General features: G+C 62.7%; 17 protein-coding genes. 8 read left to right on the forward strand and 9 right to left on the reverse strand.

What is annotated here, in order from left to right:
- Positions 1-39: 39 nt before the first annotated feature.
- Complete coding sequence (locus ACF8K2_RS02525; protein ID WP_392463326.1) at positions 40-747, reverse strand: VacJ family lipoprotein; 708 nt, start codon at positions 745-747, stop codon at positions 40-42.
- A 191-nt stretch (positions 748-938) separates the two neighbouring features.
- On the opposite strand from ACF8K2_RS02525, the gene ACF8K2_RS02530 reads away from it, so the two are divergent.
- Entirely contained in the window at positions 939-1,502 is a 564-nt protein-coding gene (locus tag ACF8K2_RS02530) for a phosphonoacetaldehyde phosphonohydrolase-related protein (protein WP_392463327.1), read from the forward strand.
- A gap of 123 nt (positions 1,503-1,625) precedes the next feature.
- Positions 1,626-1,889, forward strand: coding sequence for a DUF4404 family protein (locus tag ACF8K2_RS02535; protein WP_392463329.1), 264 nt, complete (start codon positions 1,626-1,628; stop codon positions 1,887-1,889).
- A gap of 45 nt (positions 1,890-1,934) precedes the next feature.
- On the opposite strand, the gene queF is transcribed toward ACF8K2_RS02535, so the two are convergent.
- Positions 1,935-2,765 carry an NADPH-dependent 7-cyano-7-deazaguanine reductase QueF gene (gene queF / locus ACF8K2_RS02540; protein WP_392463331.1) on the reverse strand — a complete coding sequence of 277 codons (831 nt, stop codon included), beginning with the start codon at positions 2,763-2,765 and terminating at the stop codon, positions 1,935-1,937.
- 68 nt (positions 2,766-2,833) lie between these two features.
- Positions 2,834-3,337, reverse strand: a complete 504-nt coding sequence (locus ACF8K2_RS02545) for a plastocyanin/azurin family copper-binding protein (protein WP_392463333.1) — start codon at positions 3,335-3,337, stop codon at positions 2,834-2,836.
- Between the two features lie 176 nt (positions 3,338-3,513).
- On the opposite strand from ACF8K2_RS02545, the gene ACF8K2_RS02550 reads away from it, so the two are divergent.
- Positions 3,514-4,194 (forward strand): heavy metal response regulator transcription factor, encoded by a 681-nt coding sequence (locus ACF8K2_RS02550; protein WP_264235441.1) that lies wholly within the window; start codon positions 3,514-3,516, stop codon positions 4,192-4,194.
- Positions 4,194-5,537, forward strand: a complete 1,344-nt coding sequence (locus ACF8K2_RS02555; protein ID WP_392463335.1) for a heavy metal sensor histidine kinase — start codon at positions 4,194-4,196, stop codon at positions 5,535-5,537. The genes ACF8K2_RS02550 and ACF8K2_RS02555 overlap by 1 nt, the downstream gene beginning before the upstream one ends.
- Positions 5,538-5,568: 31 nt before the next feature.
- Here the strand turns inward: ACF8K2_RS02555 and ACF8K2_RS02560 are convergent, their stop codons facing one another.
- From ACF8K2_RS02560 to ACF8K2_RS02570, 3 genes are read right to left on the reverse strand one after another with little or no spacing between them, the layout of a single operon-like run.
- Positions 5,569-6,813 carry a lipoprotein-releasing ABC transporter permease subunit gene (locus ACF8K2_RS02560; RefSeq protein ID WP_368971336.1) on the reverse strand — a complete coding sequence of 415 codons (1,245 nt, stop codon included), beginning with the start codon at positions 6,811-6,813 and terminating at the stop codon, positions 5,569-5,571.
- Between the two features lie 59 nt (positions 6,814-6,872).
- Entirely contained in the window at positions 6,873-7,556 is a 684-nt protein-coding gene (gene lolD, locus ACF8K2_RS02565; protein ID WP_186556346.1) for a lipoprotein-releasing ABC transporter ATP-binding protein LolD, read from the reverse strand.
- Positions 7,557-7,563: 7 nt separating this feature from the next.
- Positions 7,564-8,814: a lipoprotein-releasing ABC transporter permease subunit gene (locus ACF8K2_RS02570; protein ID WP_186556345.1), complete on the reverse strand. Its 1,251-nt coding sequence runs from the start codon at positions 8,812-8,814 to the stop codon at positions 7,564-7,566.
- A gap of 93 nt (positions 8,815-8,907) precedes the next feature.
- Here ACF8K2_RS02570 and ACF8K2_RS02575 point away from each other — a divergent pair, with 93 nt between their 5' ends.
- Both ACF8K2_RS02575 and ACF8K2_RS02580 read left to right on the forward strand, forming a co-directional pair.
- Entirely contained in the window at positions 8,908-9,492 is a 585-nt protein-coding gene (locus ACF8K2_RS02575; protein WP_368971335.1) for a PilZ domain-containing protein, read from the forward strand.
- 31 nt (positions 9,493-9,523) lie between these two features.
- Positions 9,524-10,246 (forward strand): glycerophosphodiester phosphodiesterase, encoded by a 723-nt coding sequence (locus tag ACF8K2_RS02580; RefSeq protein WP_392463338.1) that lies wholly within the window; start codon positions 9,524-9,526, stop codon positions 10,244-10,246.
- 42 nt (positions 10,247-10,288) lie between these two features.
- Here the strand turns inward: ACF8K2_RS02580 and sthA are convergent, their stop codons facing one another.
- The 3 genes from sthA to ACF8K2_RS02595 all read right to left on the reverse strand — a co-directional run bounded on the left by sthA (position 10,289) and on the right by ACF8K2_RS02595 (position 14,587).
- Positions 10,289-11,683, reverse strand: coding sequence for a Si-specific NAD(P)(+) transhydrogenase (gene sthA, locus ACF8K2_RS02585; protein WP_186556342.1), 1,395 nt, complete (start codon positions 11,681-11,683; stop codon positions 10,289-10,291).
- 210 nt (positions 11,684-11,893) lie between these two features.
- The gene (locus tag ACF8K2_RS02590; protein WP_392463339.1) at positions 11,894-12,892 is read right to left on the reverse strand and encodes an FAD:protein FMN transferase; all 999 of its coding nucleotides are present in this window, start codon (positions 12,890-12,892) and stop codon (positions 11,894-11,896) included.
- A gap of 231 nt (positions 12,893-13,123) precedes the next feature.
- A complete protein-coding gene (locus tag ACF8K2_RS02595; protein ID WP_186556340.1) occupies positions 13,124-14,587 on the reverse strand; it encodes a glyceraldehyde-3-phosphate dehydrogenase in 1,464 nt (487 codons plus the stop codon).
- 168 nt (positions 14,588-14,755) lie between these two features.
- Here ACF8K2_RS02595 and mfd point away from each other — a divergent pair, with 168 nt between their 5' ends.
- Both mfd and ACF8K2_RS02605 read left to right on the forward strand, forming a co-directional pair.
- The gene (gene mfd, locus ACF8K2_RS02600) at positions 14,756-18,205 is read left to right on the forward strand and encodes a transcription-repair coupling factor (protein WP_392463340.1); all 3,450 of its coding nucleotides are present in this window, start codon (positions 14,756-14,758) and stop codon (positions 18,203-18,205) included.
- A 10-nt stretch (positions 18,206-18,215) separates the two neighbouring features.
- Positions 18,216-18,788: a peptidoglycan binding protein CsiV gene (locus tag ACF8K2_RS02605; RefSeq protein ID WP_186556338.1), complete on the forward strand. Its 573-nt coding sequence runs from the start codon at positions 18,216-18,218 to the stop codon at positions 18,786-18,788.
- The last annotated feature ends 1 nt before the right edge of the window (position 18,789 follow it).

Consider the following 18,789-nt stretch of genomic DNA (forward strand, 5'->3'; position numbering starts at 1 on the left):
AGGGCGGCGAAGCGGCCCCAGTTTCACAAAATACTGAGATCAGAAGTCGTCTTCGACTTCGCCATCCTTGACCTTGAACTCGCGATTCTGCAAGTACGCGTTGCGGATGAACACGTACTTGTCGCCACTGATCAGCTTCTCGGCCGACAGCAGGCTGGCGCGGGTGTCGATGATGTCCACGGGAATGATCGAGTTGCGCGTCGGCACGTGGTCGATGTAACGGTAGGGTTCGGTGTAGGTGTCCGGATACTTGGCCAGGCCATCGCGCACGGTGCTTGGGCCAAGCAGTGGGATCACCACATACGGGCCGCTGGCTACGCCCCAGTAACCCAGGGTCTGGCCGAAGTCTTCGTCGTTGCGCTGCAGGCCCATCTTGGTGCCGACGTCGAAGAAACCGCCCAGGCCAAAGGTGGTGTTGAGGATCAACCGCGCGGTATCCACGCCAGCCGCATGCGGCTTGAGCTGCAGGACATTGTTGGCCAGGTTGGTGACATCGCCCAGGTTACGGAAGATGTTGTGAATGCCGTCTTCGAGAAACTGCGGGGTGATCGCCTGGTAACCCTGGGCCAGCGGCTTGAGGGCATAGGTATCAAGGGTGTCGTTGAACCTGAAGATCGGGCGGTTGACAGCCTCCCAGGGATCTTCTTCGGTCGCCGCCTGGGTGGCCGCCACGGGCGCCAATAGCAGGCTGGCGCAGACACAGGCGTGGGTGATTCGCTCGATCACTCCGGCACCGATCCTATGCATAGATGTTTCTCCATCGGATTTCACGGTCGCAGGCGCCTTGGCGCGCTGCTTAAGAAGGCGACAGTATAAAGGGTCGCTGGCTGATAAACACCTTTACACATTATTGCTCAACATTTTGTGAACATCTGTTGCGAAGTCATCCCACGGTAACAATCGACGCATAGCCTGCGCAGTATTTCAGGGACGTTACCATGCACGACGCACCCGCCTTCACCGCTGTGCTCTTCGGCTTGCGCAGCTGCCTAGTCCAGCCAGCCGAGGGCAACCCCCTCCCTGCCCCCGGCGCCCTGCAAACCCTAGCCGGCTTGCGTCAGCAACACATTCCCTGCATCTGGCTCGATGAACTCAACACCTCGCAAAGCGAGCAATTGGCCAGTGTGCTGCCGCAGTGGCTACCGGGGCAGCTGACCGCCTCCCCCCCTTGGCCTGCGCCCAATGCCTGCTGGCAAGCGCTGATGCAACTGCAAAGCCAGCAGTTGGACGGTTGCGTGGTGGTCAGCGGCGACCCGCGCTTGCTGCAGTGCGGGCTCAACGCTGGGCTGTGGACGGTAGGCCTGGCGGCGTGTAGTCCCTCATGCGATCTTTCCTCGACCCAGTGGCAAGCCATGAACCCGCAAGATCGCGAGCTAGCGCGAGGCAAGGCGACCCTTGAGCTGTTCAGCCTGGGCGTGCACTCGGTGATCGATCATCTGGAAGTACTCGATACCTGCCTGGCGGACATCGCCCAACGTCGGCGCAAGGGCGAAAAACCCTGACACAGGGTGATTGACGCGGATCATGCAAAGCAGCGGCGAGTGGATTACGCTTGAAGACAGGTGAGAACCTTTGCCTAGTTGCCGAGGTCCATGCTTTGCCAAGCCATAGAGGGAGAACACCCAATGCCTGCCCGCGAACTGCAAGAGCGGCTGAACAGCCTGCGCGAGCAACTGGATCGAAATGTGCCGCTCACGGAAGAAGAGTTGGCCGCGCTGCATGAAGAAGCCAGACAGATCGAAGCTCAGTTGAAGCTTGAGGAAGCTACGCCGGACAACAACCTGGCTGATGGTTTCCACCTGGCGGTCGAGCGCTTTGAAGTCGAACACCCGGACCTGACTGCCACCCTGCGCAGTATCGCCAATAGCCTGCACAGCATGGGCATCTAGGCCCGGGTCAACATTATACGGGGCCGCCAAGCGGCCCCCGCACTGTCACTGACGAACCAGTCGCAGATTGCTCGGACTGATCGCCCCAGTGCTGCGATACGGGTTGATATCCAAGCCCCCCCGGCGTACATAGCGCGCATACACTGTCAGATACTCAGGCTTGAGCAAGCGCTTGAGGTCCAGATAGATCCGCTCCACACACTGCTCATGGAAGTCTGCATGTTGGCGGAAGCTGACCAGATAGATCAGCAGACTGGCATGATCCAGCGCCAGCCCCTTGTACTCCACCACCACGCTACCCCAGTCAGGCTGGCCAGTGACCGGGCAGTTGGACTTGAGCAGATGGCTGTGAACCGCCTCCTCCACCACCCGCTGCGGATCGCACTGCAACAACTGTGGTTGTGGCTGCTCGTAGTTGCTGATCGCCACATCCAGCCCATCGATGCACTGCCCCGGCAGCGCCACCACGCCCTCACCTTCAACCTCAGCCAGGGTGCGCACGCGCACCGCTACCGGCTTGCCAGCCGCCGCTGACAGGTCCTTCTCAAGGCACGCCTGCAGCTCATCGGTAGAGGCGAAAACCGTCTGGTTCAGCGAGTTGAGGTACAACTTGAACGACTTGGACTCGATGATATTCGGTGAATCTGCCGGTATGGCGAACTCGCCGATGGCCACCACTGGCTTGCCCGAAGGCAACAGCCAGGACAGCTCGAAGCAGTTCCAGTAATCGACGCCCTGCCATGGCAGGGCATCGCCACTGACCCCAAGCTCGGCCCACTTGGCCAGGCGTGGGATGGGGAACAGCAGCGATGGCGTGTAGGTAGAGATGTATTCGCTGGACTTGCCCAGCGGAGAGTGTTCGGCTGCGGGGTGCATGGAATCTGACCTGAAAGTTCGAAACTGCCCCTAGTCTACCGGTTTTGCACCCCGCCTTGGGCAGCAAGTCACTCGATGGTCAACGGCCCGACCATGCCAGCCTGGTAGTGACCGGGCACGTTGCAGGCGAATTCGATCGGTGCCGAGGTGCGGAAGGTCCAGGTCAACTCGCCGCGCTGACCCGGCTGCAGCAGTACCGTATTGCCTCCCGCATGGCCGTGCTCGCCATGGGCCATTTGGTTGTGGTCCATGCCCTCGTGATTCATCCCGGCGGTGAACAGCTTGCCCTGCATGGCGATCATCTGTTTCTGGTGCTCGACGTGCATGGCCTTGTCGCCCAGGTTGAACTCGTGGGGCAATTGGCCTTGGTTGATGAGGACGAAGCGCACCGTTTCACCGGCTTTTACCTGCAGGCTTTTCGGTTCGAAGGAAATGTCCTTGAGCACGACCTCGACGGTGCGCGTGGCCTTGGCTGCCGGGGCTGGCTCGCCAAAGGCCAAGCCATGGCTGCTATCAGCCAGCACAGGTAGGCTGAACAGCGCGAGGGCGGCGGCGATGAGCGGGTGTTTCATATCTACTCCGGGGTTACAGCGATGATGAAGCGACTTTATCGGGCAATGACTGGCGGCTAGCTGACAGGAAGATTACAACTTCGTCAGCTTGGGCGAAGGGCAAAACCATCACGTATCATTTCCGCACGCCAGCGCATCCAGCCGGGCGATGGACTTCAACATGAGAAGGACCGTGCATGAAACTGCTGATCGTCGAGGACCAGGCCAAGACCGGCCAATACCTGCGCCAGGGCCTGAGCGAAGCAGGCTTCGCCACCGAGCTTGCCGCCGATGGCGAAACCGGCCTGCACCTGGCGCTGACCGGCGATCATGCGCTATTGATCCTCGATGTAATGCTGCCTGGCCGTGACGGCTGGCAGATTCTTCAAGCCGTGCGCCAGGCGGGCCTGGAGACGCCAGTGTTGTTTCTGACCGCACGCGATGCCGTGGAGGATCGCGTGCACGGCCTGGAACTTGGCGCGGACGATTACCTGGTCAAGCCGTTTGCCTTCTCCGAGCTGTTAGCGCGCGTGCGCAGCCTGTTACGACGCGGTGCCAGCCCTAGCCTTGACACCACGCTGACCCTCGCCGATTTACGTCTGGACCTGATTCGTCGCCGCGCCGAGCGCGCCGGCCTGCGCATCGACCTTACCGCCAAGGAGTTCGCCCTGCTCGAACTGCTGTTGCGTCGCCAAGGCGAGGTACTGCCCAAGTCATTGATCGCTTCCCAGGTCTGGGACATGAATTTCGACAGCGACACCAATGTCATCGAAGTCGCCATCCGCCGCTTGCGCCTGAAGATCGATGATGCCCATCGCAACAAGCTGATCCACACCGTGCGCGGCATGGGCTACGTGCTTGAGGAGCGCCAGGACTGATGCGCCAATTGTCGCTGGGCAGCCGCCTGGCCCTGCTGTTCGCCGCCTGCACCGCGGCGGTGTCGTTGACTGCCGGGTTGTTGTTCAGCCATGCCAGCAAACACCATTTCATCGAACTCGACCAACAACTGCTCGGCGCCCGCCTGTCGCAGTTGCGCAGCCAACTGGCCGGGGTCGACTCGGTGGACAAACTGGCCACCCGACTGCCAGCGCTGCGTGGAGAACTCAGCCACCAGGCCGATCTCGCGCTGCGTATTCGTGGCGCCGAAGGCGAGCTGTGGTTCCAGAGTCGCCCAGGGCTACCTGAGGATGCGGTGCAACCTGGCCTGGCCACCTTGCGTGCCGACAGCGTCGATTACCGCAGCCTGTCCGTGCCGCTCGATGAGCACGCTGAGCACGCCGCGCAACTGACCCTGTTCCTCGACATTACCCACCACCAACACTTCTTGCAGGGCATGCAGCGACTGATCTGGCTCACCGTCGGCCTGTCGGCACTGGCCACCGCCCTGCTCGGCGCCTGGGCCGCGCGGCGCGGGCTACGACCGTTAAGACAGATCGGCGAAGTGGCGGCGAGCGTCAGTGCCCAGTCCCTGACCACGCGCCTGCCGGTGGCGCAGATGCCAGAAGAATTGGCGCAGCTGGCCAGCACGGTGAACGCCATGCTGCAGCGTCTGGATGACGCCTTCCAGCGGCTCTCGGCATTTTCTGCCGATATCGCCCATGAGCTGCGCACGCCGCTGTCCAACCTGCTGACCCACACCCAGGTCACCCTGACCCGTCCGCGCAGCCTGGAAGAGTATCGCGAGGCGCTGCATGGCAACCTCGAAGAGCTGCAGTGGATGGCCCAACTGGTCAACGACATGCTCTACCTGGCCAAGGCTGACCATGGCTTGTTGATGCCCAACCGCCAGCCGCTGGATTTGGCTGCGGAGATCGATGCCCTGCTCGACTATTACGCTGCGCTGGCCGAGGAAAGCGACGTGCAACTGCTACGCGAGGGCGCGGCGACGATCGAGGGCGATCGGCACATGCTGCGGCGGGCGCTTTCCAACCTGCTGGACAATGCGCTGCGCTTCACCCCTCAAGGTGGCACGATCAAGGTGAGCTTGGCTGCGGGGTTGAGTATCACAGTGGCCAACACCGGGCCTGCGATTGAGGCGGGGGCGTTGCAGCGCTTGTTTGATCGCTTCTACCGGGCTGATCCTGCGCGACGGGAAGGCAGCAGCGAGCATGCGGGCTTGGGACTGGCGATTACCCGGTCGATCGTCCAGGCGCATGGCGGGGGGATTCGGGCGGAATGTGAGGGTGGCTGGACGCGATTTGTGATCAACCTACCGGGATGACCGGGGCCGCCGTAAAGCGGCCCCCAATCCATCACTCGTAACGCAGCGCCATGGCCGGCTCGATCTGCGAAGCGCGGTACGCCGGATAGATAGTCGCCAGGAAGCTCATCACCAACCCTGCCGTGCAGATTATTGCCACATCAGTCCATTGCAACTGCGAAGGCAGGCTGCTGATGAAGTACACATCGGATGTGAAGATATGCTGGCCACTGACCCGCTCCAGCCAGCCAACGATCTGGCTGACGTTGAGTGCGGCAATCACCCCAAGCACGCCACCGATCAAGGTGCCGACAATACCGATCAAGCTGCCCTGGACCATGAACGTCCCCATGATTTGCGCAGGCGTGGCGCCGATGGTGCGCAGGATGGCGATGTCCGAACCCTTGTCGTTCACCACCATCACCAAGGTGGCGATGATGTTGAACGCCGCCACCGCGATGATCATCATCAGCAGCAGGCCGATCATGGTCTTTTCCATCTTCATGGCGCTGAACAGGCTGCCTTGGGTGTGCGACCAGTCATCGGCGTGATAGGCCGCCCCCAGCTGCGCAGCAATTGCCTTGGACACCTGCGGCGCGGCATACAAGTCATGTAACTTGAGCCGCACGCCCTGCACGCTGCCCGGTGCCCAACGCTGCATCTCGCCGGCATCGGCGACGTTGATGTAGGCCTGCGAGCCATCCAGTTCGGCGCCAACCTTGAAGATGCCAACCACGGTCAGGCGCTGCATGCGCGGGGTGATACCGCCCGGCGCCTTGCTGATCTCAGGAACGATCAGGGTGAGTTTGTCTCCGGTATTGAGGCGGAAACGTCGCGCCGTCAGCTCGCCGATGACCACGCCGTATTCACCCGGCACCAGGTCTTGCAGGCTACCTTGGACGATGTGCTGCCCCACGATGGAAACCTTGCCCTCTTCGGCCGGGTCGATACCGCCCACCTGAATCGGCTGCATCGCGCCTTTGTAGGACAGCATGCCTTCCATTTCGGTAATCGGCGCCGCGGCGATCACTGCCGGGTTCTTCAGCGCGGCATCGGCGACTTTTTGCCAATCATCCAGCGGTTGCACGCCAAGGATGCTGGCATGCGGCACCAAGCCGAGAATGCGCGAGCTCATCTCACGCTGGAAGCCGTTCATCACCGACAGCACCACGATCATCGCCAGCACGCCCAGGGACAGGCCGATCATCGAGGTCATGGAGATGAACGAGATGAAGTGATTGCGGCGCTTGGCACGGGTGTAGCGAGCACCGATGAACAAGGGCAAGGGTCTGAACATGTACGAGAACACCCAAGAAAAAAGTTGCGGGGCGGTTTATCCCGCCCCGGGCAAGCGACTCAGATCGCCACCAGGTGGCCGTCTTCGAGCTTCAATACGCGGTCCATCTGACGCGCCAGGTTGAGGTCGTGGGTGACCACCAGGAAGGCGGTTTGCGAAGCGCTGGAAAGCTCTTGCATCAGCTCCTGAATTCCCTGGGCGGTGTGGTGGTCGAGGTTGCCGGTCGGCTCATCGAGCATCACCAGGCCTGGCCGATTGACCAGCGCCCGGGCAATCGCCACGCGCTGACGCTCACCACCGGACAATTCAGCCGGCTTGTGGCTCAGGCGATGGCTCAAGCCCACGCGCTTGAGCAGCGCTTCAGCCCGCTCGCGCGCCTCCGGGATCGGCGTGCGACCGATCAGCAGCGGCATGCAGACGTTTTCCAGAGCAGTGAACTCGGCCAGCAGGTGGTGGAACTGGTAGACGAAGCCCAGCGCGCGGTTGCGCAGCAGGCCGCGGGCGCGCTCACCGAGCGCCGACAACTCCTCGCCGGCCAACCACACGCTGCCCTGGCTTGGGGTATCAAGACCGCCGAGCAGGTTGAGCAAGGTACTCTTGCCCGAACCTGAGCTACCGACGATGGCCACACGCTCGCCGGGGTGCAGCTCCAGCTGCAGATTGGCCAGCACCTGCACCGACTCCGGGCCCTCGTCGTAGGACTTGCCCAGGTTGCGGCAACTCAGAACGGCTTTATCACTCATGCGCGACTCACTCATAACGTAGCGCCTCTGCAGGCTGGGTGCGGGCCGCACGCCAGGCCGGGTACAGGGTGGCGAAGAAACTCAGGACCAATGCCGCGCCACAGACCTGCCAGACGTCCTGGGCCATGATCTGCGACGGCAGGTAATCGATGAAGTACACATCGGCGTTGAGGAACTTGTGCCCGATCAACGTCTCCAGGCCGGCGATCGCGGCGCTGACATTGAGTGCGGCGATGATGCCGACGACGGCGCCGATCAAGGTCCCGACCACGCCGATGACCGTACCCTGGACCATGAAGATGGCCATGATCTGCCCGGGCGTGGCGCCGAGCGTACGCAAGATGGCGATGTCGCCTTTCTTGTCGTTGACCACCATCACCAGGGTAGAAATGATGTTGAACGCCGCGACCGCGACGATCAGCAACAGCAGCAGGCCGATCATGGCCTTCTCCATGCGAATCGCCTGGTACAGGTTGCCGTGGCTGCGGGTCCAGTCGCGGGCGTAGAACTCCTGGTCGCCCAGGCGCTGAGCGATATCCCAGGCAACCCGTGGGGCCTGGAACAGGTCGTCGAACTTCAGCCGCACACCCTGGACCTGATCGGGCTTCCAGCGGTGCAGGCGGGACAGATCGGCAATGTTGGTCAGCCCCATATAACCGTCGATCTCGCCAGCACCGACGTGGAAGGTGCCGACCACGGTAAAGCGCTTCATGCGCGGGAACATGCCGGCCGGCGTCACGCTGACCTCGGGGGCGACGAAGGTCAGCTTGTCGCCGATGGCAACGCCCAGTTTGGCGGCGGCCTTGTCGCCGATCATGATGCCCCACTCACCCGGCGCCAGCTTGTCCAGGCTACCTTCGCGAATGAAGTTGTCGATGATCGACACCTCCCGCTCACGGGCCGGATCGATGCCATTGAGCAGCACCTTGGAGACTTTGCCGTCGTGGGTCAGCAGGCCCTGCATCTGGGTGAAGGGCGCCACCGCCAGCACTTGCGGATTCTGCTTTACTTGTTGAGCAAGGGCCGGCCAATCATTGATCGGTTGGCCGCTCTCAAGTGTGGCGTGAGGGATCATGCCAAGCACGCGGGTACGCATCTCGTGATCGAAACCGTTCATGACCGAGAGCACTACGATCATCACCACCACGCCCAGGGCGAGGCCGATCATCGAGGTCAGGGAAATGAACGAGACGAAGTGATTGCGACGCTTGGCACGGGTATAACGCGTACCGATGAATGCGAATAGAGGTCTGAACATGTCGGGGCTTGTTCGGATGAAAGGGAACGTCCTTGTGGCGGGGCGCCTACGGCGGCTTTACACTCGGACCACCGCCGTAACCTTGGGTTCGCCATGACGACATTAGACGATGAAGATCGCCGCGAATACTACCGCATCGAAGACAGGATCGCACTGGAAATCAGCCCCTTGAGCGCGGCTGAGGCCCTTGAGCCAGAACTGTTGCAGGATGATTCGCCGCTATTCAACCTGCTCAGCGAACTGCACCTGTCGGACTTCGAATCCCAGCACCTGCTACGCCAGTTGAGTGACAAAGACCGCACCCTCGCCGCGTTTCTGCGCGCCCAGAACAAACGCCTCGACCTGCTCAGCGCCGTGGTCGCCCAGACCCTGTTGGGCGAAATCGGCCAGCCGCACCGGGTGATTCTGTCCGAAGGCGGCATCGAGTTCGCCCAGGCCCAGCAGATCGCCCCAGGCACTCGGGTCAAAGTGAAAATGGTGCTGATGCCCCGCGCCCATGGCCTGCTGCTGCGCGGCAGGGTCACCCATTGCGACCTGCGCCCGGATGGCGATTACGAGGTCGGCACCGAATTCACCGACATGACCGATGCCCAGCGCCAACTGCTCGCCCGCTACATCTTGCAGCGCCAGCAACAGCAACGACGCCAGGCGCTGGAACAGAACGATCCCGCCTCCTGAGCCCTGCTCTTTTTGATTTGAAGGAACGAACGTGACCCTGATCTACGGCCATCGCGGCGCCAAGGGCGAAGCGCCCGAAAATACCCTGACCAGCTTTCGCAAGTGCTTGTCGCACGGCGTCAACCGCTGCGAGCTGGACCTGCACCTGTCGGCCGACAACCAGCTGATGGTGATCCACGACCCGACCCTCAAGCGCACCACCGGCCGGCGCGGCAAGGTGGTCGAGCACATTGCCGCCGACCTTGCCACCTACGACGCCCGCAAGGGCGGCCCAGGGCATGTCCAGCCGTGCCCGATTCCTCGTCTTGAGGAGCTGTTCGAGAAGTGTGATTTCGAGCATTGGCAGCTGGAGGTCAAGAGCGCCTCGCGCACCCGCGCTGCCGGCACTGTGCTGGCGATCCGCGAACTGGCCCAGCAATACGGCCTGCTGGACAAGATCACCATTACCTCGAGCTCGCGCGAAGTGCTCGGCGCCGCCCTGGAGCTGGTCCCGGACGTGTCGCGTGGGTTGGTCGCCGAATATGCCTGGCTCGACCCGCTGAAGGTCGCGCAGAACTACAACTGCCAGATGCTGGCTCTGAACTGGACGCTATGCACCCCAGAGCGCCTAATCAAGGCCCAGCGCCAGGGGTTGCACGTGTCGGTGTGGACGGTCAACGAGCCGGCACTGATGCGCCGACTCGCCGACTTTGGCGCTGATAGCCTGATTACAGACTTTCCCGGTTTGGCCAAGACCACCCTTGGGAAGGACTGAACCCGCACTCCCCGACCGGCTCAGGCCACCGGCCGGAGCCGCTCAAAAAAGCCGGTTCAGGCCGTCGTAGGCCGCTACCCGATAGGCTTCGGCCATGGTCGGGTAGTTGAAGGTGGTGTTGACGAAGTACTTCAGGGTGTTGCGCTCACCCGGCTGATCCATGATCGCCTGGCCGATGTGGACGATCTCCGAAGCCTGGTAGCCGAAGCAGTGCACGCCGAGGATCTGCAACGTCTCGCGGTGGAACAGGATCTTCAACATGCCTTGCGGCTCGCCGGCGATCTGCGCGCGGGCCATGCTCTTGAAGAACGCCTTGCCGACTTCATAAGGCACTTTGGCCTGGGTCAGCTCCTGCTCGTTCTTGCCGATCGAGCTGATCTCCGGAATGGTGTAGATGCCGGTCGGTACATCGTTGACGAAGCGCCAGCTGCCGTTGTCGACGATGCTGCCAGCCGCCGAACGACCCTGGTCGTGGGCAGCACTGGCCAGGCTCGGCCAGCCGATCACGTCACCCGCGCCATAGATGTTCGGCACGGTGGTGCGGTAGGCCTCGTCGACCTCGATCTGGCCACGGCTGTTGACCTTGATGCCGATGTTTTCCAGGCCCAGCTTGTCGGTGTTGCCGGTGCGGCCGTTACACCACAGCAAGGCGTCAGCCTTGATCTTCTTGCCCGACTTCAGGTGCAGGATCACCCCATTGTCCAGGCCTTCAACCCGCTCGTACTCCTCGTTATGGCGCACGGTGATGTTGTTGTTGCTGAAGTGGTAGCTCAGCGCCTGGGAGATTTCCGAATCGAGGAAGCTCAGCAGCTGGCCGCGGTTGTCGACCAACTCGACCAGTACGCCCAGGCCGCTGAAGATCGAGGCGTATTCGCAACCGATCACGCCAGCGCCATAGACGATCAGCTTGCGCGGGGTGTGGCTCAGGCTGAGGATGGTGTCGCTGTCGTAGACCCGTGGGTGATGGAAGTCGATATCGGCTGGGCGATACGGGCGCGAGCCGGTGGCGATGATGATGTGCTTGGCGACCAGTTTCTCGACCACGCCATTGGGGCAGACCACTTCGACGGTCTGCTCGTCGGCGAAGCTGCCGGTGCCAAAGAACACGTCGACACGGTTGCGCGCGTAGTAGCCGGTGCGCGAGGCGACTTGCTTGGAGATGACCTTCTCGGCGCTCTTGAGCACGTCCGGGAAGGAGAACCAGCGCGGCTCACCGATGGCACGGAACATCGGGTTGGTGTTGAACTGCATGATCTGCCGCACCGAGTGACGCAGTGCCTTGGACGGGATGGTGCCCAGGTGGGTGCAGTTGCCGCCGACTTGGCGACGGCTATCGACCATCGCCACCTTGCGCCCTGCTTTGGCGGCGTTCATTGCCGCACCTTCTCCGGCCGGGCCGGAACCCAGCACCACTACGTCGTAGTTGTAGACAGCCATGCGTACTCCTTCAGAACTCGCCCGCCGGCCACGGTAGCCGCGGGACTCGATCATGTCGCCGGGGCGCCATGAGAAAATTCGGGTGCAGTCTAATCAAGCGTGAACGCCGCGCACATTAACCCTTGGTCGCGTCGTAGGCCATTTTTGCCTGCACTACATTGTCGTTATCGTTCACCGATTCCCTGGCGCCGATCATCCCTGCCTACGCTTTCACTCGCCTTTCACTGCCCGCTCGAAGCTGGGCGTAGCCTGAGAGACGAAGCCACCCTCGACCCGGGTCACCAGAATCGCGGCGATGTCATGGGCGACGGCGTAATCCCAGCCACGCTCCGGCCCCATGATCAACAACAAGGTCGAATAGCCGTCGGCTTGCAGCGCCGAGGCATCGAGCACGGTCACCGAAGCCAGTTCATGTTCGACCGGCCGCCCCAGGCGCGCGTCGAAGGTGTGTGAATAGCGCCGGCCATTCTCCTCGAAATAGTTGCGATAGTCACCCGAGGTCGACACGGCCAGGCCATTGACGCTGATCACCTGGCGGGCGATCTGGCGGTCTGCGCGCGGCAGCTCCAGGGCGATGCGCCAGGGCCTGCCATCGGGCTTGCGCCCTACTGCCTTGAGCTCCCCAGTAGCTTCAGCGAGGAAGTTGGCGATGCCCATGGCAGCCAAGCGCTGGGCGATCAGGTCGACGGCATGGCCGGCGGCGATGCTGTTGAAGTCGAGTTCTACTGCGCCCTCCTTGCACAGCATGCCCGGTTCGCGGCGCAGGTGCTGGTAGCCGACGCGCTGGCGGGCCTGGGCCAAAGCGTGCGGATCAGGAACCCGCTCATGACGGGCTTGGGGGCCAAAGCCCCACAGGTCGAGCAAGGGTTCGACCGTGAGATCGAAGGCGCCAGCGCTCTGCTCGGCCAAGTGTTGGCCGAAGTCGACCAATTCAAGCAGGTCGGCGGGCATGGCCAGGCACTGATTGGCGGAGAGCTGATTGAACTGACTGACGGCGGAATCGCTGCGGTAGGTGGAGTAGTGCTGGTCGATGTCGTGCAGGATCGCTTCGACGGCTTGGCGGACCTGCTCGGGGGGCGGGCCATCGGCTTCACGCACGTACTGGATGCTGTAGCTGCTGCCCATGGTCGGGCCGCTGAGGCGCTCCAGGGTTGGGCGCTGGTCGCAGGCGCCAAGCAGTAGCAGGGTGAGCAGGAGCGTTGCGCGCATTCATTGAGTCTCGGTTGTCTGGGCCGGCGCTATCGCGGGGCAAGCCCGCTCCCACGTATAACAACACAAGCTGCGTGGGCGCCTAGGCTACGTGGGAAACCAGGCTGCGCGGGAGCGTGCTGCGTGGGAGCGGGCTTGCCCCGCGATAGCGCCAGCACAGACACCACAATAGGCTGGACAAAAAAAACGGGAACCCGAAGGTTCCCGTTTTTTCATTGCCTTACAAGCGAATCAGCGTGGAAACGCTGGCGGGTTCACACCGGCCATGTCTTCCATCACACGAACCACCTGGCAGCTGTAGCCGAATTCGTTGTCGTACCAGACGTACAGAACAACGCGATTGTCATTGCAGATGGTCGCTTCAGCGTCCACTACACCGGCGTGGCGCGAGCCTACGAAGTCAGTGGAAACCACTTCCTGCGAGCTGACGTAGTCGATCTGCTTATGCAGCTCGGAGTGCATGGCGGTCTGGCGCAGGTACTCGTTGATCTCTTCGCGGCTGGTGCCCTTCTCGAGATTCAGGTTGAGGATGGCCATCGACACGTTAGGCGTCGGAACGCGGATCGCGTTACCGGTCAGCTTGCCCTTGAGCACTGGCAGCGCCTTGGCAGCAGCAGTGGCAGCACCGGTTTCGGTGATAACCATGTTCAGCGGCGCGGCGCGGCCACGACGGCTGCCCTTGTGGAAGTTGTCGATCAGGTTCTGGTCGTTGGTAAACGAGTGAACGGTTTCGACGTGACCATTGACGATGCCGTACTGGTCGTTGATCGCCTTGAGCACCGGCACGATGGCGTTGGTGGTGCAGGAGGCGGCGGAGATGATCTTGTCATCTGCGCTGATGTCGCCATGGTTGATGCCATGCACGATGTTCTTCAGCGCGCCTTTGCCAGGCGCGGTGAGGATCACGCGGGCAGCGCCCGGGCAAGCCAGGTGCTGGCCGAGGCCGTCAGCGTCACGCCATACGCCGGTGTTGTCGACGATCAGGGCGTTTTCAATGCCGTACTGGGTGTAGTCGACTTCGCTTGGGTTCTTCGCGTAGATAACCTGGATCAGGTTGCCGTTGGCGGTGATGGTGTTGTTGGCTTCGTCGATGGTGATGGTGCCATCGAACGGGCCGTGCACCGAGTCCCGACGCAGCAGGCTGGCACGCTTGACCAGGTCGTTCTCGGCGCCTTTGCGCACGACGATGGCGCGCAGACGCAGGCCGTCGCCACCACCGGTTTTTTCGATCAGGATGCGCGCCAGCAGGCGGCCGATGCGACCGAAGCCGTACAGGACAACGTCGGTGCCTTTGCGCGCCGAGGCGTTCTGTTGGCCAACCACGTCAGCCAGCTCTTCGCGCACGAACTGCTCGGCGCTGCGGCCATTGCCTTCGAGCTTGAACTTGTTGGCCAGCTTGCCCAGGTCGACCGAAGCGGCGCCCAGTTTCAGCTCGCTCATCGCTTTGAGCAGCGGGAATGTCTCGTGGACGGACAGCTCGGTCTCGTCGCTCTGACGGTGACGCGCAAAGCGGTGGGCTTTGAGGATCGAGATAACCGAACGGTTGATCAGGCTGCGGCCATAGATCGAGCTCACCACGTTGTTATTGCGGTAGAGCTGACCGATAAGCGGGATCATCGCTTCAGCAAGCGCTTCACGATCGATCCACTCACCAAGACACTGGTCGGGCTTCTGAGTCACGGGAACCTTCCACATGTAGGGGGAGAAAAAAGGGGCTACATTATGACGCCCCACAGCGTATCGGGCAATGAGCGCCTGTCGCCGTCGCCACACAGCGCTGTTCTGGCCCTCGCGAGCCTGACAGCCGGCACTGGCGTCGGTACAATCGACCTCTTTGCCGCAACGCTTGGAGTGCAATCTCCCGTGTCAGTTCTGCGCCTACCGCAAATGTCGGCCACAGCCGGCAAACAAACCTGGGGCAACCTGCCCGGTGCCGCCCTCAGCCTGGCCATCGCCGAGGCCGCCAGCGGCGCCCGCCGGTTCACCCTGTTGCTGACCGCCGACAGCCAGGCGGCCGATCGTCTGGAGCAGGAGCTGCGCTTCTTCGCCCCGGACCTGCCGGTGCTGCCGTTCCCCGACTGGGAAACCCTGCCGTACGATCTGTTCTCGCCGCACCAGGACATCATCTCCCAGCGCATTGCCAGCCTGTATCGGCTGCCAGAGCTGGATCACGGCATTCTGGTCGTGCCGATCACCACTGCCCTGCACCGCCTGGCGCCGACGCGGTTCCTGCTCGGCAGCAGCCTGGTGCTGGACGTTGGCCAGACGATTGACGTCGAACAGATGCGCACCCGCCTGGAGGCCAGCGGCTATCGCTGCGTCGACACCGTCTACGAACATGGCGAGTTCGCCGTGCGCGGGGCACTGATCGATCTCTACCCGATGGGCAGCAAGCTGCCCTACCGGATCGACCTGTTCGACGACGAAATCGAGACCCTGCGCACGTTCGACCCAGAAACCCAGCGCTCGATCGACAAGGTCGACTCGGTGCGCCTGCTGCCGGCGCGCGAATTCCCGATGCAGAAAGAGGAAGTGACCCGCTTCAAGGCGCGCTTTCGCGAACGCTTCGATGTCGATTTCCGCCGCAGCGCGATCTTCCAGGACTTGGCCAGCGGGATCATTCCGGCCGGCATCGAGTATTACCTGCCGCTGTTCTTCGAGGAAACCTCGACCCTGTTCGACTACCTGCCGGCCGACACCCAGGTGTTTTCGCTGCCGGGCGTCGAACAGGCGGCGGAGCACTTCTGGAATGATGTGCGTGGGCGCTATGAGGATCGCCGCGGCGACCTGACCCGCCCGCTGCTGCCGCCAGCAGAGTTGTTCCTGCCGGTCGAGGACTGCTTCGCCCAGCTCAAACAGTGGCCACGCGTGGTGGTCAGCAGTGACGACGTCGAGCCCGGCGCCGGCCGCGAACGCTTCCCCGGGCGCGCCCTGCCCAACCTGGCCATCGAAGCCAAGGCCAACCAGCCTTTGGCGGCGCTGGCGAACTTCCTCGACCAGTTCCCTGGGCGGGTGCTGTTCACTGCTGAATCGGCAGGCCGCCGCGAGGTGCTGCTGGAGCTGCTCGAACGCCTCAAACTACGGCCCCAGACAGTCGAAGGCTGGACCGATTTCGTCACCGGCAAAGAGCGCCTGGCAATCACCATCGCCCCACTCGACGACGGCCTGCTGCTGGATGACCCGGCCATCGCCCTGATCGCCGAAAGCCCGCTGTTCGGCCAACGGGTGATGCAGCGCCGCCGCCGCGAAAAACGCGGCGAAGCTGCCAACGATGCGGTGATCAAGAACCTTACCGAGCTGCGCGAAGGCGCCCCGGTGGTGCACATCGACCATGGCGTAGGCCGCTACCTGGGCCTGGCGACGCTGGAAATCGACGGCCAGGCCGCCGAGTTCCTGACCCTCGAATACGCCGAGAACGCCAAGCTGTATGTGCCAGTGGCCAACCTGCACCTGATCGCCCGCTACACCGGCAGCGATGACGCCCTGGCGCCGTTGCACCGCCTGGGCTCGGAAACCTGGCAGAAGGCCAAGCGCAAAGCTGCCGAGCAAGTGCGTGACGTGGCCGCCGAGCTGCTCGACATCTATGCCCGCCGCGCCGCGCGCAAAGGCTATGCCTTCGCCGACCCTGCCGCCGACTACGCCACCTTCAGCGCCGGCTTCCCGTTCGAGGAAACCCCCGACCAGCAGAACGCCATCGAAGCGGTGCGCGCCGACATGCTCGCCGGCAAGCCGATGGACCGCCTGGTCTGCGGCGACGTCGGCTTTGGCAAGACCGAAGTGGCCATGCGCGCCGCTTTCATCGCCGTGCACAGCGGTCGCCAGGTGGCCGTGCTGGTGCCCACCACCCTGCTCGCCCAGCAGCACTACAACAGCTTCCGTGACCGCTTCGCCGATTGGCCGGTGACGGTCGAGGTGATGAGCCGCTTCAAGTCGGCCAAGGATATCGCCAGCGCCGCTGCAGACCTCGCCGAAGGCAAGATCGACATCCTCATCGGCACCCACAAGCTGCTGCAGGACGATGTGCGCTTCAAAGACCTCGGCCTGGTGGTGATCGACGAAGAACACCGCTTTGGCGTGCGTCAGAAAGAACAGCTCAAGGCCCTGCGCAGCGAAGTGGATATCCTCACCCTGACCGCCACGCCTATTCCGCGCACCCTGAACATGGCCGTGGCCGGCATGCGCGATCTGTCGATCATCGCCACCCCGCCGGCGCGCCGGCTGTCGGTGCGCACCTTCGTCATGGAGCAGAACAACAGCACGGTCAAAGAAGCACTGCTGCGTGAGCTGCTGCGGGGCGGCCAGGTGTACTACCTGCACAACGATGTGAAAACCATCGAAAAATGTGCCGCCGACCTCGCCGAGCTGGTTCCCGAAGCACGTATCGGCATCGGCCACGGGCAGATGCGTGAGCGTGAGCTGGAACAGGTGATGAGCGACTTCTATCACAAGCGCTTCAATGTGCTGATCGCCTCGACCATCATCGAGACCGGCATCGACGTGCCCAGCGCCAACACCATCGTGATCGAGCGTGCCGACAAGTTCGGCCTGGCCCAGCTGCACCAGCTGCGCGGTCGGGTCGGTCGTAGCCACCACCAGGCCTACGCCTATCTGCTCACGCCTGCCCGGCAGAAAATCAGCAGCGACGCCGAGAAACGCCTGGAGGCCATCGCCAATACCCAGGACCTGGGCGCAGGCTTCGTGCTGGCCACCAACGACCTGGAAATCCGTGGTGCCGGTGAGCTGCTCGGCGAAGGCCAGAGCGGGCAGATCCAGGCAGTGGGCTTTACCCTCTACATGGAAATGCTCGAGCGCGCGGTCAAGGCCATTCGCAAGGGCACCCAGCCAAACCTTGAGCAACCTCTGGGCGGCGGCCCGGAGATCAACCTGCGCCTGCCGGCACTGATCCCCGAGGACTACCTGCCCGACGTGCACGCCCGCTTGATCCTGTACAAGCGCATCGCCTCGGCGGCCGACGAAGAAGGCCTCAAGGACCTGCAAGTGGAAATGATCGATCGCTTCGGCCTGCTGCCAGAGCCGACCAAGAACCTGATCCGCCTGACCCAGCTCAAGCTGCAGGCGGAAAAGCTCGGCATCAAGAAAGTCGATGGCGGCCCCAATGGCGGCAAGATCGAGTTCGAGGCCCAGACGCCGGTCGACCCGCTGACCCTGATCAAACTGATCCAGGGCCAGCCCAAACGCTACAAGTTCGAAGGCGCAACCCAGTTCCGCTTCCTGGTGCCGATGGAACGCCCCGACGAACGCTTCAATACCCTGGAGGCGCTCTTCGAGCGCCTGACCCCACAGACTGCCTGAAGGAAGATCCATGCGTGCCATCCGTTGCCTGACCTTGCTGCTGACGCTGTTTGCGCCGGCCGCCTTCGCCGAAGGCCTGTATCAGGTAGAAATGATTCTGGTGCGCCAGAACGATGTGCCGGCAGTGACCAGCCAGTTCGCCCCGGAAGACTGGAGCGCCGGCGCCCCACGCCTGGCCAAGGACGCTGAACGTCCGCCCGTGCTGGGCGATGAGGCCACTCGCCTGGAAGCGACGCCCAGCTACACCGTGCTGCTGCACAAGGCCTGGCAACAACAGCTTGGCAGCGAGCCAAGCCGGATTGCCGTCGGCGCCGGTGAAGAGCAATTCGGCCATTTCCCCATCGAAGGCAACCTGAGCCTCACCGAAGGCCGCTTCATCGCCGTTGAGGCGAACTTCTGGGTCAACCAACTCGACGGCAATGGCAGCGTGCTGCGCAGCGAGCAGTTCAAGCAAATCAACAGCAACATGAAGAGCGGCCAGCTGACCTTCCTCGATGGCGGGCATCTGGCCCTGCTGCTGAAAGTCGCGCCGGTCGGTGCGCGCAAGCTGCCGGTGATGGATCCGGAGATGATGGAGCAGTGAA

This window comes from Pseudomonas sp. xss_2 (assembly GCF_043104195.1).
GTDB classification, from domain to species: Bacteria; Pseudomonadota; Gammaproteobacteria; order Pseudomonadales; family Pseudomonadaceae; genus Aquipseudomonas; species Aquipseudomonas urmiensis.

Coding starts and splice junctions, on each gene's coding strand:
- ACF8K2_RS02525 (WP_392463326.1), bottom strand. CDS start 747: ATGCATAGGATCGGTGCCGGAGTGATCGAGCGAATCACCCACGCCTGT.
- ACF8K2_RS02530 (WP_392463327.1), top strand. CDS start 939: ATGCACGACGCACCCGCCTTCACCGCTGTGCTCTTCGGCTTGCGCAGC.
- ACF8K2_RS02535 (WP_392463329.1), top strand. CDS start 1,626: ATGCCTGCCCGCGAACTGCAAGAGCGGCTGAACAGCCTGCGCGAGCAA.
- queF (WP_392463331.1), bottom strand. CDS start 2,765: ATGCACCCCGCAGCCGAACACTCTCCGCTGGGCAAGTCCAGCGAATAC.
- ACF8K2_RS02545 (WP_392463333.1), bottom strand. CDS start 3,337: ATGAAACACCCGCTCATCGCCGCCGCCCTCGCGCTGTTCAGCCTACCT.
- ACF8K2_RS02550 (WP_264235441.1), top strand. CDS start 3,514: ATGAAACTGCTGATCGTCGAGGACCAGGCCAAGACCGGCCAATACCTG.
- ACF8K2_RS02555 (WP_392463335.1), top strand. CDS start 4,194: ATGCGCCAATTGTCGCTGGGCAGCCGCCTGGCCCTGCTGTTCGCCGCC.
- ACF8K2_RS02560 (WP_368971336.1), bottom strand. CDS start 6,813: ATGTTCAGACCCTTGCCCTTGTTCATCGGTGCTCGCTACACCCGTGCC.
- lolD (WP_186556346.1), bottom strand. CDS start 7,556: ATGAGTGATAAAGCCGTTCTGAGTTGCCGCAACCTGGGCAAGTCCTAC.
- ACF8K2_RS02570 (WP_186556345.1), bottom strand. CDS start 8,814: ATGTTCAGACCTCTATTCGCATTCATCGGTACGCGTTATACCCGTGCC.
- ACF8K2_RS02575 (WP_368971335.1), top strand. CDS start 8,908: ATGACGACATTAGACGATGAAGATCGCCGCGAATACTACCGCATCGAA.
- sthA (WP_186556342.1), bottom strand. CDS start 11,683: ATGGCTGTCTACAACTACGACGTAGTGGTGCTGGGTTCCGGCCCGGCC.
- ACF8K2_RS02590 (WP_392463339.1), bottom strand. CDS start 12,892: ATGCGCGCAACGCTCCTGCTCACCCTGCTACTGCTTGGCGCCTGCGAC.
- ACF8K2_RS02595 (WP_186556340.1), bottom strand. CDS start 14,587: ATGTGGAAGGTTCCCGTGACTCAGAAGCCCGACCAGTGTCTTGGTGAG.
- ACF8K2_RS02605 (WP_186556338.1), top strand. CDS start 18,216: ATGCGTGCCATCCGTTGCCTGACCTTGCTGCTGACGCTGTTTGCGCCG.